11 protein-coding genes are annotated in these 12,226 nt (G+C 68.6%); 5 read left to right on the top strand and 6 right to left on the bottom strand.

The window, feature by feature from the left end:
- Positions 1 to 66: 66 nt before the first annotated feature.
- Positions 67 to 459, top strand: a complete 393-nt coding sequence (locus tag ACZ7L5_RS15980; RefSeq protein WP_471517103.1) for a cyclophilin-like fold protein — start codon at positions 67 to 69, stop codon at positions 457 to 459.
- 16 nt (positions 460 to 475) lie between these two features.
- Here the strand turns inward: ACZ7L5_RS15980 and hisC are convergent, their stop codons facing one another.
- Positions 476 to 1,555: a histidinol-phosphate transaminase gene (hisC, locus tag ACZ7L5_RS15975; RefSeq protein ID WP_471517101.1), complete on the bottom strand. Its 1,080-nt coding sequence runs from the start codon at positions 1,553 to 1,555 to the stop codon at positions 476 to 478.
- Between the two features lie 452 nt (positions 1,556 to 2,007).
- On the opposite strand from hisC, the gene ACZ7L5_RS15970 reads away from it, so the two are divergent.
- From ACZ7L5_RS15970 to ACZ7L5_RS15960, 3 genes are all read left to right on the top strand, one after another.
- Positions 2,008 to 3,120 (top strand): LacI family DNA-binding transcriptional regulator, encoded by a 1,113-nt coding sequence (locus ACZ7L5_RS15970; protein WP_471517100.1) that lies wholly within the window; start codon positions 2,008 to 2,010, stop codon positions 3,118 to 3,120.
- Between the two features lie 307 nt (positions 3,121 to 3,427).
- The gene (locus ACZ7L5_RS15965) at positions 3,428 to 4,504 is read left to right on the top strand and encodes a metallophosphoesterase (RefSeq protein WP_471517099.1); all 1,077 of its coding nucleotides are present in this window, start codon (positions 3,428 to 3,430) and stop codon (positions 4,502 to 4,504) included.
- Positions 4,505 to 4,696: 192 nt separating this feature from the next.
- A complete protein-coding gene (locus ACZ7L5_RS15960; RefSeq protein WP_471517098.1) occupies positions 4,697 to 5,566 on the top strand; it encodes a hypothetical protein in 870 nt (289 codons plus the stop codon).
- Positions 5,567 to 5,741: 175 nt separating this feature from the next.
- Here the strand turns inward: ACZ7L5_RS15960 and thiC are convergent, their stop codons facing one another.
- Positions 5,742 to 7,526 carry a phosphomethylpyrimidine synthase ThiC gene (gene thiC / locus ACZ7L5_RS15955; protein ID WP_362386920.1) on the bottom strand — a complete coding sequence of 595 codons (1,785 nt, stop codon included), beginning with the start codon at positions 7,524 to 7,526 and terminating at the stop codon, positions 5,742 to 5,744.
- 487 nt (positions 7,527 to 8,013) lie between these two features.
- Here thiC and ACZ7L5_RS15950 point away from each other — a divergent pair, with 487 nt between their 5' ends.
- Positions 8,014 to 9,594, top strand: coding sequence for a YibE/F family protein (locus ACZ7L5_RS15950; protein WP_471517097.1), 1,581 nt, complete (start codon positions 8,014 to 8,016; stop codon positions 9,592 to 9,594).
- A gap of 340 nt (positions 9,595 to 9,934) precedes the next feature.
- On the opposite strand, the gene ACZ7L5_RS15945 is transcribed toward ACZ7L5_RS15950, so the two are convergent.
- From ACZ7L5_RS15945 to ACZ7L5_RS15930, 4 genes are all read right to left on the bottom strand, one after another.
- Positions 9,935 to 10,372, bottom strand: a complete 438-nt coding sequence (locus ACZ7L5_RS15945; RefSeq protein WP_362386916.1) for an SsgA family sporulation/cell division regulator — start codon at positions 10,370 to 10,372, stop codon at positions 9,935 to 9,937.
- Between the two features lie 98 nt (positions 10,373 to 10,470).
- Positions 10,471 to 11,205, bottom strand: coding sequence for an IclR family transcriptional regulator (locus tag ACZ7L5_RS15940; RefSeq protein ID WP_328884392.1), 735 nt, complete (start codon positions 11,203 to 11,205; stop codon positions 10,471 to 10,473).
- A 328-nt stretch (positions 11,206 to 11,533) separates the two neighbouring features.
- Entirely contained in the window at positions 11,534 to 11,746 is a 213-nt protein-coding gene (locus ACZ7L5_RS15935) for a DUF5326 family protein (RefSeq protein WP_471517096.1), read from the bottom strand.
- A 160-nt stretch (positions 11,747 to 11,906) separates the two neighbouring features.
- Positions 11,907 to 12,224, bottom strand: coding sequence for a cupin domain-containing protein (locus ACZ7L5_RS15930; RefSeq protein ID WP_328880561.1), 318 nt, complete (start codon positions 12,222 to 12,224; stop codon positions 11,907 to 11,909).
- Positions 12,225 to 12,226: the final 2 nt, after the last annotated feature.

Here is a 12,226-nt window from a genome sequence, read left to right as displayed (position 1 = left end):
AACGGGGGGTCCTTCGTCGAGATCAACCCCTTGGCGCACACTTCAACATATTGTTGAATCGGAGCCATGCAGACACCGACGCCCCTACAGATACTGATCTCCTGGCCCGCGGGACACCTCACCGCGACCCTCGACGACACTCCCACCACGCAGGCCCTCGTCAAGGCCCTGCCCCTCGCCTCCACGGCCCGCACCTGGGGAGAGGAGGTCTACTTCGACACGGGCGTCGCTGTTCCACGTGAAACCAGCGCCCAGCAGGTCGTCGAGCCGGGCACGGTCGCCTTCTGGACCGACGGAGACGCGCTCGCCCTCCCCTACGGGCCCACACCGATCTCGCGAGGCGAGGAGTGCCGCCTCGCGAGCCCGTGCAACGTTCTGGGCCGCATCGACGGCGCCCCCCGTCTGTTGGCGACGGTCCGCGACGGCGACCCCGTCCGCGTGGAGCTGGTGGACGCCTGACCGTGGCCGTGGAGCCCTAGGACTCCTTACGGAACCCTTCCGCCACCTTCAGGAAGATGTCGTTCGCCTCGTCCTCCCCGATCGTCACCCGCACACCCTCGCCCGGGAACGGTCGGATCACGACGCCCGCCTGCTCACACGCCTGAGCGAAGGCGACCGTGCGCTCCCCCAGTCGCAGCCATACGAAGTTGGCCTGGGTCTCGGGCACCGTCCAGCCCTGAGCGCGCAGCCCGTCGACCACGCGGTTGCGCTCGCACACCAACGAGCCGACCCGGCCGATCAGTTCGTCCTCGGCACGCAGCGAGGCGATGGCCGCCTCCTGCGCGACCTGGCTCACCCCGAACGGCACGGCCGTCTTGCGCAGGGCCGCCGCGACCGGCTCGTGGGCGATCGCGAAACCGACGCGGAGGCCGGCGAGACCGTACGCCTTGGAGAAGGTCCGCAGAACACAGACGTTCGGCCGCTCGCGGTAGATCTCCACCCCGTCCGGCACCTCGGGGTCACGGATGAACTCGCGGTACGCCTCGTCCAGCACCACCAGGACGTCACTGGGCACCCGGTCGAGGAACCGCTCCAGCTCGGCCCGCCTCACGACCGTGCCCGTCGGGTTGTTGGGGTTGCAGACGAAAATCAGCCTGGTGCGCTCGGTGATGGCGGCGGCCATCGCGTCCAGGTCGTGCACATCGCCCGCGGTCAGCGGCACCTTGACGGATGTGGCACCGCTGATCTGCGTGATGATCGGGTACGCCTCGAAGGACCGCCAGGCGTAGATGACCTCGTCACCCGGTCCGGCGGTGGCCTGGATCAGCTGCTGGGCGACGCCGACCGAGCCGGTGCCGGTGGCCAGGTGGGAGATCGGGACGCCGAAGCGCTCCGACAACTCGTTCATCAGCCCCGTGCACATCATGTCGGGGTAGCGGTTGAAGGACGAGACAGCCGCCGTCACGGTCTCCATCACGCCGGGCAGCGGCGGATAGGGGTTCTCGTTGGAGGACAGCTTGTAGGCCGCCGGACCACCGGCCGCGGCAGGCTTGCCCGGCTTGTAGGTGGGGATACCCTCCAGCTCCGCGCGCAGCTTGGGGCTCATCTCGCTCACCGCAGTCCTCCTCACGACCACCGGCGGCCCATCACCACCGCCGGCTCCAATACTGCTCACCTTATGAGGATTCGGCGCCGATGCGTACAGGTGAGGGAGGGTCGATGCGCGCGGAAGAGGCCGGCCCGGCTGTTGATCCCTCCTGTCACACCTGCATCAGGGGCATCACGGTACGAAGGCGTACGAATTAGGGGGCGCGCCGCACATATATCTACGCGCCGGTGGCTCACTCCGTGGCGCGCATCACCCGTGAAGGTGAGTTGAGACCTCTTCGAAACATCGGTCACTTGGCAGGCCCATGCGCGCCGACAAGTCACGTCCTGCCATTGGATCGTTCAACTCCCTTGTTTTCAAAGGGCATTGACGCATGATGACCTTGCAGAAACGTGTCTGTCAACGCGTGCATATGCGTCCGCACTACCCCACCGAATGAGCCCTACTATCGGCTCGCCATGACAGCAGCAGGGAAGCACCAGGTGAGCCGCGCGGAAACCTCTCGTCGAGGCAGTCGACCCGGCCGGGCGGGTATCAGAGACGTGGCCGCCGCCGCGGGGGTCTCCATCACGACCGTCTCCGACGCCCTCAACGGCAAGGGCAGGCTCCCCGACGCCACCCGACGCCATGTCCGCGAAGTCGCCGACCGGCTGGGCTACCGCCCGTCGGCCGCCGCCCGCACACTCCGTACGGGCAAGTCAGGACTCATCGGCCTGACCGTGACGACCTACGGGGATGAACCTTTCACCTTCACGGAGTTCGCGTACTTCGCCGAGATGGCACGCGCCGCCACCTCGGCCGCGCTCGCCCGCGGCTACGCCCTCGTGATCCTCCCCGCGACCTCACGTCACGACGTCTGGTCGAACGTCGCCCTCGACGGCACGGTCGTCATCGACCCGTCCGACCAGGACCCGGTCGTCAGCGAGCTGGTCAGACAGGGTCTGCCGGTCGTCTCCGACGGCCGCCCGGCAGGCTCGCTCCCGGTCACCGCCTGGGTCGACAACGACCACGAGGCCGCCGTGATGGGCATCCTCGACCACCTGGCCGACGCCGGCGCCCGCCGGATCGGACTGCTGACGGGCACCACGACGGACACGTACACCCATCTGTCGACCACCGCCTATCTGCGCTGGTGCGAAAGGGTCGGCCAGGACCCGGTGTACGAGGCCTACCCGGCGCACGACCCGTGCGCGGGCGCCGTCGCCGCCGACCGGCTGCTCGCCCGTCCCGACCGACCCGACGCGGTCTACGGACTGTTCGATCCGAACGGCACGGACCTGCTCGCCGCAGCCCGTCGCTACGGGATGCGCGTACCGGACGACCTGCTTCTGGTGTGCTGCAGCGAGTCCACGGTGTACGCCAACACCGAGCCACCGGTCACCACGCTCTCCCTGAAGCCCCGCCGCATCGGCACGGCCGTCGTGCAGCTCCTCATCGACGCCATCGAGGGGGTCGAGTCGGACCAGCCGGTCGAGCAGGTGATACCGACCGAGTTGATTGTGCGTACCTCGTCCCAGCGACGCCCGCCGCGTACGACGGTCAGTCCGCCCCGGTCGCCCGAGGGCCGGTAGAAATCGGGCGATGACCTGTGGCAGAAGCCGGACCAGGAGCGGCAGAGGCAGGTCGAGGGACTGCAGCAGCGGGGCGAGGGGCTTCAGGAGCAGCTCGACAGGCGTCACGAACACGGCAATCGAGCTGCCGAAGCCCGGGCCAATCGGGGCGAAAGCGGCAGTGAACAGGAGTCCTGCTCCGATTCACCACCCCTGGGTCATCACATGGCGCGATCGGCATTCCTATGATGGGCCCACGACACCCACGGGCCGCTGCGACCAGGCAGTCCGATGCGGTGCAGCTGCGGCGCGATGGTGGAGGGGTCTGATGACTCAGGGGGCCGGTCAGGGACCCGAGATGGAGCGGACGGCGACGTTGCGCGACTTCCGGGTGCCCGCTTACGTGCACGAGACCGGTCCGTACGTCCACAGCATGCACCCGGGCGAGGTCGCCCCGCCCCTCGACGAGGCGTACCCGGAGGGGTACACGCCCACGCAGCGCGACCTGCCCGTGATCAATCGCGGCGACACGGTCCAGGTGCACGTCGACCCCGCCGCCATGCCGGTCCCGGACTCGACCGCAGGTGCCGGCCCGCTGTTCGTGGTCGGCGACGTGCACGGCTATCTCGACGAGCTGATGGCCGCACTCCAGGAGCAGGGCCTCATCGACTCGGCGGGGAACTGGTCCGCGGGCACCGCCCGGCTGTGGTTCCTCGGCGACTTCACCGATCGCGGCCCGGACGGCATCGGCGTCATCGACCTCGTGATGCGGCTGTCCGCGGAGGCCGCAGCGGCCGGCGGCTACTGCAAGGCCCTGATGGGCAACCACGAACTGCTGCTCATCGGCGCCAAGCGATTCGGCGACACCCCCGTCAACTCCGGCGCGGGCACCGCCACCTTCCAGGCTGCCTGGCTCCTCAACGGCGGCCAGAAGACCGACATGGACCGTCTCCAGGACCACCATCTGCAATGGATGTCGCGGCTGGACGCCATGGAAGAGGTCGACGGGCATCTGCTCGTCCACTCGGACACCACCGCCTATCTCGACTACGGCGACTCGATCGAGGCGGTCAACGACACGGTCCGCGAGACGCTCACGCGCAATGACGCCGACGAAGTCTGGGATCTCTTCCGCAAGTTCACCAAGCGCTTCTCCTTCCGCGACGAGGGCGGCGCCGACCATGTGCGTTCCCTGCTCGATACGTACGGCGGCACCCGCATCGTTCACGGTCACAGCCCCATTCCTTACCTGACGGGCGAGGTCGGCTCCGAGGACGGCGAGGACAACACCGGGCCCTTGATCGAGGGTCCGCACCTCTACGCCGAGGGTCTCGCCATCGCCATGGACGGCGGCGTGACCATGGCCGGAAAGCTGCTGGTCCAGCAACTTCCCCTGGATATCTGACCGTTCACGGGGCAGGCGTCGCCCAAGGCGGGGTGACAGAAGAGGGCGCAGGCCAGGGCCCAATTTTGGCAAACCCCCTGTCACCGTGTGCCGTGACCGCTCTACCATCGGCTTATCCGTAGCAGGCTCCCCTCCGTTTCTGCCCGACGGCTCGTTGGCATGCGAGCCCCAAGCCCTACGGAGCATCGGGGGATGCACATGAACAGCGTTCCGCAGCACCTGCTGAGCGAGGACCGCCAGGAATACGAGCGGATCCTCGATGAGGCGCTGCGCTCCGCCCCACACCGCCCGGAACTGGCCGCTGTCGGTCAGCGGCTCAACCCCGAACAGCTGCGCACGATGGCGCTCAACGCCACCGCTCTGATCACGGCGGCCGCGGCGACCGAGTACCAGCACTACGTGAAGGTCCGCGAGGAACTGCGCCAGCCGGCGCCGTCCACCCCGTCCTCCAACCGCGAGTCCGGCTCCTCCGAGTCGGGCTCGGGCGCGATGGGGCTCGCCACGGCCATGGGAGAAGTCGCCGAGACAGCCGGCCCGGGCGTCATAGCCGTGCTCGCGGTCCTGGCACCCGTCCTCGCCGGCACCGCCGCGGCGATCTTCCTGCTCGTCGGCTACATCCTGAAGATGTTCGACCCCGAGCCGGCGTTCGCCCAGACGATGCTCACCACCGGGTGGGTGTTCGGCGCCGTGGCAGCGGCCGCCATCCTGGTCGCCGCCGTCGGACTCCTGCTCACCGCCCTGCAGAACCGCCCGGCATTCGACGGCGGGCCGTACGGCGAACTGAGCGAGGAGGTCGCCCGGGCCAGGGAAGTCTGGCGCGAGGCCCTGCTGGAGCGCGGCGTCCTGCCTTTCCTGCGGGAGGCACTCGCCGACCCCGGCACGGCGACGGCCCTGCACCGCACATCACCGTCGACACCGGCCGGCCGCATCCCGAACCTCGGCTACGACCGCCCGGGTTTCAGCAGCCCGGACGACGGCGCCTCCCGGGGCTCGCGGCCGAGCTTCAGCAGTCCGGACTACACGAGCCCGGACTTCGGAGGCCCGGAACACCAGCCGGACTAGCACCTCGGCTTGCGCCCCCGCCGCAGGAGGGCCCCACGTTGGGTCCCTCCTCCACGACGGCACCCCGGGGAGACCTCCTCGGGGAGGCGCAAGCCGAACAGCCGGACCGCAACGCCGGACACGACGGCAGCACGCCGGACACCGGGGCAGGGCGCCCCGGGTCAGGACGTCGACGTCAGTCCGCGAGCGGCAGGTACACCCGGTTCCCCGCTGCGGCGAACTCCTTCGACTTCTGAGCCATGCCCTCTTCGATCTCCTCCTTGGACCCGCCATGTGCGCGGCGGATGTCCTGGGAGATCTTCATCGAGCAGAACTTCGGCCCGCACATGGAGCAGAAGTGAGCCGTCTTGGCGGGCTCGGCCGGAAGGGTCTCGTCGTGGAACTCCCGTGCCGTGTCCGGGTCGAGGGCCAGGTTGAACTGGTCCTCCCACCGGAACTCGAAGCGGGCGTCGGACAGGGCATCGTCCCACTCCTGCGCACCGGGGTGCCCCTTGGCGAGGTCGGCCGCATGGGCCGCGATCTTGTAGGTGATGACACCGGTCTTGACGTCGTCACGGTTGGGCAGGCCCAGGTGCTCCTTGGGCGTGACGTAGCAGAGCATCGCCGTGCCCCACCAGGCGATCATCGCGGCGCCGATGCCGGAGGTGATGTGGTCGTACGCGGGCGCGACGTCGGTGGTCAGCGGGCCGAGCGTATAGAACGGAGCTTCATCGCAGATCTCCTGCTGAAGGTCGATGTTCTCCTTGATCTTGTGCATCGGGACGTGTCCCGGGCCTTCGATCATGGTCTGTACGTTGAAACGCTTGGCGATCGTGTTGAGTTCCCCGAGCGTCCTCAACTCCGCGAACTGCGCCTCGTCGTTGGCGTCCGCGATCGAGCCGGGCCGCAGGCCGTCGCCCAGCGAGTACGTGACGTCGTACGCGGCGAGAATCTCGCAGAGCTCCTCGAAGTTCTCGTACAGGAAGCTCTCCTTGTGGTGCGCCAGGCACCACGCCGCCATGATCGAGCCGCCGCGCGAGACGATGCCGGTCTTGCGGTTGGCCGTCAGCGGTACGAAGGGCAGCCGGACGCCCGCGTGGACCGTCATGTAGTCCACGCCCTGCTCGGCCTGTTCGATGACCGTGTCCTTGTAGATCTCCCAGGTCAGCTCCTCCGCCCGGCCGTCGACCTTCTCCAGCGCCTGGTAGAGCGGCACCGTGCCGATGGGGACGGGGGAGTTGCGCAGCACCCACTCACGGGTGGTGTGGATGTTGCGGCCGGTCGACAGGTCCATGACCGTGTCGGCGCCCCAGCGGGTCGCCCAGGTCATCTTCTCGACCTCCTCCTCGATGGAGGAGGTGACCGCGGAGTTGCCGATGTTGGCGTTGACCTTCACCAGGAACCGCTTGCCGATGATCATCGGCTCGATCTCCGGGTGGTTCACGTTGGCCGGCAACACTGCCCGGCCCGCGGCGATCTCCTCGCGGACCACTTCGGGAGAAACGTTCTCCCGGAGAGCCACGAACTCCATCTCGGGCGTGACCTCGCCGCGACGCGCGTACGCGAGCTGCGTGACCGCCTCGCCGTCACGGCCGCGACGAGGCTGACGCGGCCGACCGGGGAAGACCGCGTCGAGGTTGCGCAGACCGCCGCGCGGCGAGGTGTGCTTGATGCCGTCGTCCTCGGGACGGACGGGACGCCCCGCGTACTCGGCGGTGTCGCCGCGGGCAATGATCCAGTTCTCCCGCAGCGGGGGCAGGCCCCTGCGGACGTCGGTGTCGGCGAGCGGATCGGTGTACGGGCCAGAGGTGTCGTACAGCGTGACCGACTGCCCGTTGGTGAGGTGCACCTGGCGGACCGGCACCCGCAGATCGGGGCGTGAACCCTCGACATACGCCTTGTGCCAGCCGATGGACTTCCCGGCCTCCTCGGACTTCTCGTCCTGAACGGAGGCAGGCGTGCGCGCGTCCTTGATGGTCATGAGACCTACTCCCTACGCCGGCATTACCCGGTAACAGGTTCGGCGGTCGACGCAGCGGTATCCGTCTGCCGACGTTTCGTGTGAAACATCACTCGCGATGGGTGATGTTTCATGTGAAACATCGCTGGGACGGAGGTCAGCGCCCTCTCAGCCCGGTGCTCCGAGCTCCCGCGTGTACAAAGGTGGCACCACGCTAGCGTCAATTCGGGCGCGGTGAACAGGGGGCCCCAATCGTTCTTGCGATGATCGGGCGGTGACCACGACGCATGAGCCTCCGTACCCACCGCCCGATCCGCCCCGCGGCTCCGGCTCCGGAAACGGCCCCGGACTGGGCCCCGCGCGGGGTAACGGCCGTACGGGCGGCCTGGGTTCGGAGGTTCCCGGGGGGAGATACGGCGGTGCTTACGGCCGTGGTCCCGGAGGCGGACAGGGCGACCAGGAGACCGGGAACGGGGGCTGGCACGAGCACGGCCCCGGATCCGGAGGGATGCAGGATCGCGGGCGCGGGGTCGGCGGCGGGCAGGGGCGCAGGCCCGGTCCCGGCGGTTTTCACGAGCGCGGTCCCGAATCCGGCGGCTCACAAGCGCCGGTTCCCGGCCCGGGTGACGGGCACGGTCACGACTCCGGGGGCAGTCATGGGCACGGTCCTGGCTCCGGAGGCGGCCATGGGCACGGTTCCGGATCAGGGGGCCGGCGTGGCGGTGATGACGGTGGCGAGCACGGGCACGGACACTCGCACAGTCACGCCCACGGTCCGGCTGCTCCCGTCTCCCGGCATCTGCGCAAGGTCATCGCGGCAGTCCTGATCCCGTTCGCCGCGGCCGTGGTGGTGGGGCTCGCGGTGCTGTGGCCGGGCGGTGCCCCGCCGCACGAGCGCACCGGAGTCGGCTTCGACCGGCAGACACAGCAGGCCACGGTCACCAAGGTGGTCGAGGTGAGCTGCAAGGAGGTGGGGGCCTCGGGGGTGCCCCCGACCGGCGACACGTCCACGGCCGAGGGATCCTCCGCCGTTCAGCAGGACAGCGGCACCTGCAAGAAGGCGACGATCCGCGTCGACGGTGGCAAGGACAAGGGCCGTACGTTCACGGAGATCGTGCAGCCCGACCAGTCACGGCAGTTGCACGAGGGCCAGGAGGTCGTGGTCGCCTACGAGCCCTCCGCACCCAAGGACCTGCAGTACTCGGTCACCGACGTGAACCGGCGCGTCCCGTTGACCGTGCTCGCCGGCATCTTCGCAATCGCCGTCGTGGTCGTGGGGCGGTTGCGGGGTCTCATGGCACTGATCTCGCTGGCCATCAGCTTCGCCGTGCTCAACTTCTTCATCCTCCCCGCGATCCTCCAGGGCTCGAACCCACTGGTCGTCGCGGTGGTCGGGTCGAGCGCCATCATGCTGATCGCCCTCTACCTGTGTCACGGCCTGTCGGCCCGTACATCGGTGGCGGTGCTCGGCACGCTGATCTCGCTGCTGCTGATCGGCATCCTCGGGTCGGTGTTCATCGACTGGGCCGCGCTCACCGGCAACACCGACGACAACACGGGCCTCATCCACGGGCTGTATCCGTCGATCGACATGAGCGGTCTGCTGCTCGCGGGCATCATCATCGGTTCGCTCGGTGTCCTCGACGACGTGACGGTCACCCAGACATCCGCGGTCTGGGAGCTGCACGAGGCCAACCCGGCGATGGGCTGGCGTGGGCTGTACCGGGCGGGCATCCGCATCGGCCGGGACCACATCGCGTCCGTCGTCAACACCCTCGTCCTCGCTTACGCGGGTGCCGCGCTGCCGTTGCTGCTGCTCTTCTCGATCGCGCAGAGCGGCGTGGGGACGGTGGCCAACAGTGAGTTGGTGGCGGAGGAGATCGTGCGCACCCTGGTGGGCTCCATCGGCCTGGTTGCCTCGGTGCCCGTCACCACAGCCCTCGCGGCCCTGGTGGTCTCGGCCGACCGGCCGGAGAAGGGGGCGGTGCCGGCGGGTGCTCAGCCGGTCCCGGCAGGCGGGGCGCCGATCTCGACGGGCGCACAGCCGGCTTCGGGGCGCGGCGGGCGGGGGCGTCGGCGGAAGCGGTGAGGTCGGGAAAGTGGGGGCGTCGGGGAAGCAGAGGCTCCAGGGAAGTGGGGGCGTCGGGGAAGCAGAGGCTCCAGGGAAGTGGGGGCGCTAGGGAAGTGGGGGCGTCGGGGCAGTGGGGGCGTCCGCCGAGCGCAGTGACGTCGGCGGAAGGAGTGGCGGGCACGGTTCGCCAACCGCGCGCGTCCTGGGCGCCGAACCCGCACCCGCACCCGCACCCGAACCTGTGCGCCTACGGCCTTGCAGCTCCGGCGTCATGAGGAGCTCGTCGGCAGGGAAGCGCTCCCATGCGCGCCTGGAGCGCCCGGCGAAGCGTTACGCCACCCCTGCGCAGCCGTAAGCCTCAGCCCGCGCTCTGCTCCTCCGCGAGGATGCGGTCCAGGGCCTCGTCGAGATGGGCGTCGAAGTCGGCGAGCGCGCCCTCCTGCCCGAGCGGCACCAGCTTGTCGGTGCGGTCGAGAAAGGCCACCAGAGGCGCCACGGAGGAGCGGAAGAGCGCCTGGTCGGCACCGACCTGAAGCCGGATCAGGACGTCTCCGAGCGTCTCGGTGCCGGCCGGAGAGACCCGTACATCTCCCTCCCCACAGGGCCGTCCCACGCCGTCGACCAACAGCTCCCGACCGAAAGCCCAGGTCACGGGGGCATCGCCGGGCAGGTGGAAGGTCAGCCGTACGGCATAGGGATCACACGTCTCGTAGCGCAACTCCACCGGGATGCGGAAGGAGAGCTCCTCGGACACGAGAAAGCTCATCATGACCTCTGCCTCTACGGACTCGCGCATCGCCCTACCCCGTCGTTTGCAGTCGACTGGCCGGGAACGGACCCCGACACTGGTGGAATCTTGCTGAACGTACACGAGAGATCACAAGGAGTGAGTTTTCAGATACTGATAGAGATCGAGAGTGACCCCAGGAGCCGCCCGACCTCCTCCTGCAGTTGCAGCACCGCCGACAGCAGCCGGTCGGCCTGGTGGGCGGGCAGCGAAATGGCCATCGTCGCGGCCGTGGTGCCCACCGTGATGGGGATGGCCGCGCACACCGTGCCCAGCGCGTATTCCTGACGCTCGGTCACCGGATCCATCCGCCGGGTCCGTTCGAGTCGTCGCAGCAGGGAGCGGGTATCGCGCACGGTGTAGGGGGTGATGGACTCCACGGGATGGCGGTCCAGATGATCGCGGCGAGCGTCCTCGTCCAGCTGGGAGAGCAGGCACTGGCCGATGGCGTGCGCGTGGCCGGTCTCCCGGAAGTCGGCCCATTCCTCGACCGCCGGATTGCCCGGTGTGTCGGAGACGCACATGACCTCGATCTCGCCGTCGCGGTACTGGGCGAAGTAAACCGGGACACCAATGGCGTCACGCCATTGAGCGAGCGCGTCGGCAACCGTGCTGCGACGTTTCTGCTCGGCTGCGCTGCTGCTGAGCCGTACGGCCGCCTCGCCGAGGAAGAACAGCCCTTTGTCACGGCGCAGATAGCCCTCGTGCACCAGCGTGCGCAGCAAGTGGTAGGCGGTGGGCAGGGCCAGGCCCGCCTCGCGGGCTAGTTGCTTGGCCGGGGCGCCGTATTCATGCTCGGCGACACATTCCAGCAGGCGCATCGCGCGCTGGACGGATCCGATGAGCGTCGCGGACTGCGACTGCTCGGCGGAGGCCGGGGAGGCCTGCTGCGGGACCTGAGGGACGCAGGAGCGCGGCTGTTCGAGGGGTGTCTGGGGTTCTGAAGGTGCGGTGTCGACCGTGGCCAAGGGTTACTCCCGAAGCGCGAGGGGGGAGCCCGTGCTGGGGAACACGGGGGGTGCACGCCGCTCGCGGGGTCGCCCCCGCGTCGATTTCCGGACTCTATTGGCCCGTCACCGCTCGGGGACGCCCTGCTCGGAAAACTTCCCTCGCCCGAGGGAACCGGCGATTCCTGTTACCGCCCACCGGTCCCCACGGCCCCCACGGTCCTCACCAGTCGCTGCGCGACGAGGAGCTCGACGTGAACTTCCGTACGACGTAGATCAGTCCGCCGACCACTGCCACGAAGACCAGCACCTTGAAGAGCAGTCCGATGACGAACCCCACGACGCTGGCTATCAGCCCACCGAACACCACCAGAGCGATGACCGGCACCGCGATCCACTTCACCCACCACGGCAGTCCTGCGAAGATCTCGCGCATCTCCCTCGTCCTTACCTCTCCGCCCGTTACTGTGCCGGGTCCTGATCCTTTGAATCTGCTGATTCCTGCACTCGATGCTAGGTCCGGCAGGTGCCCAGCGGGCGTCTCGCAGCCCTTGTCCTCCCCTGATCGATCCCCTAGGGAACCCCGAGGCCAAAGGTCAGCTTTCGGGCGGAGAGAACACCACGAGCACCCTCAGGTCCTCGCTGATGTGGTGGAACTTGTGGGCCACCCCGGCCGGCACGTACACCACACTGCCGCGCGCCACATGTGTGGTCTCCATGCCGACGGTGATCTGAGCACGGCCGCTCACAACGAAGTAGACCTCGTCCTGGTTGTGCGGCTTCTGTGGATCGTGGGCACCGGCGTCGAGCGCGTAGAGACCGACCGACATGTTCCGCTCCCGCAGAAACTGCAGGTAAGCGCCCTCGTTGGCGGCGCGCTCCGCCTCCAGTTCGTCCAGCCGGAATGCCTTCATCG

The organism is Streptomyces sp. NPDC107528, assembly GCF_055639295.1.
The sequence above is the reverse complement of the archived record's forward strand: the minus strand, read 5'-3'. Positions and strand labels throughout refer to the sequence as shown.

Excerpts from the sequence above, each read along its gene's own strand:
- ACZ7L5_RS15945 (WP_362386916.1), bottom strand. The coding sequence starts at position 10,372 with ATGCGCGAGTCCGTAGAGGCAGAGGTCATGATGAGCTTTCTCGTGTCC.
- ACZ7L5_RS15970 (WP_471517100.1), top strand. The coding sequence starts at position 2,008 with ATGACAGCAGCAGGGAAGCACCAGGTGAGCCGCGCGGAAACCTCTCGT.
- ACZ7L5_RS15930 (WP_328880561.1), bottom strand. The coding sequence starts at position 12,224 with ATGAAGGCATTCCGGCTGGACGAACTGGAGGCGGAGCGCGCCGCCAAC.
- thiC (WP_362386920.1), bottom strand. The coding sequence starts at position 7,526 with ATGACCATCAAGGACGCGCGCACGCCTGCCTCCGTTCAGGACGAGAAG.
- ACZ7L5_RS15935 (WP_471517096.1), bottom strand. The coding sequence starts at position 11,746 with ATGCGCGAGATCTTCGCAGGACTGCCGTGGTGGGTGAAGTGGATCGCG.
- ACZ7L5_RS15965 (WP_471517099.1), top strand. The coding sequence starts at position 3,428 with ATGACTCAGGGGGCCGGTCAGGGACCCGAGATGGAGCGGACGGCGACG.
- ACZ7L5_RS15980 (WP_471517103.1), top strand. The coding sequence starts at position 67 with ATGCAGACACCGACGCCCCTACAGATACTGATCTCCTGGCCCGCGGGA.
- ACZ7L5_RS15960 (WP_471517098.1), top strand. The coding sequence starts at position 4,697 with ATGCACATGAACAGCGTTCCGCAGCACCTGCTGAGCGAGGACCGCCAG.
- ACZ7L5_RS15950 (WP_471517097.1), top strand. The coding sequence starts at position 8,014 with ATGCAGGATCGCGGGCGCGGGGTCGGCGGCGGGCAGGGGCGCAGGCCC.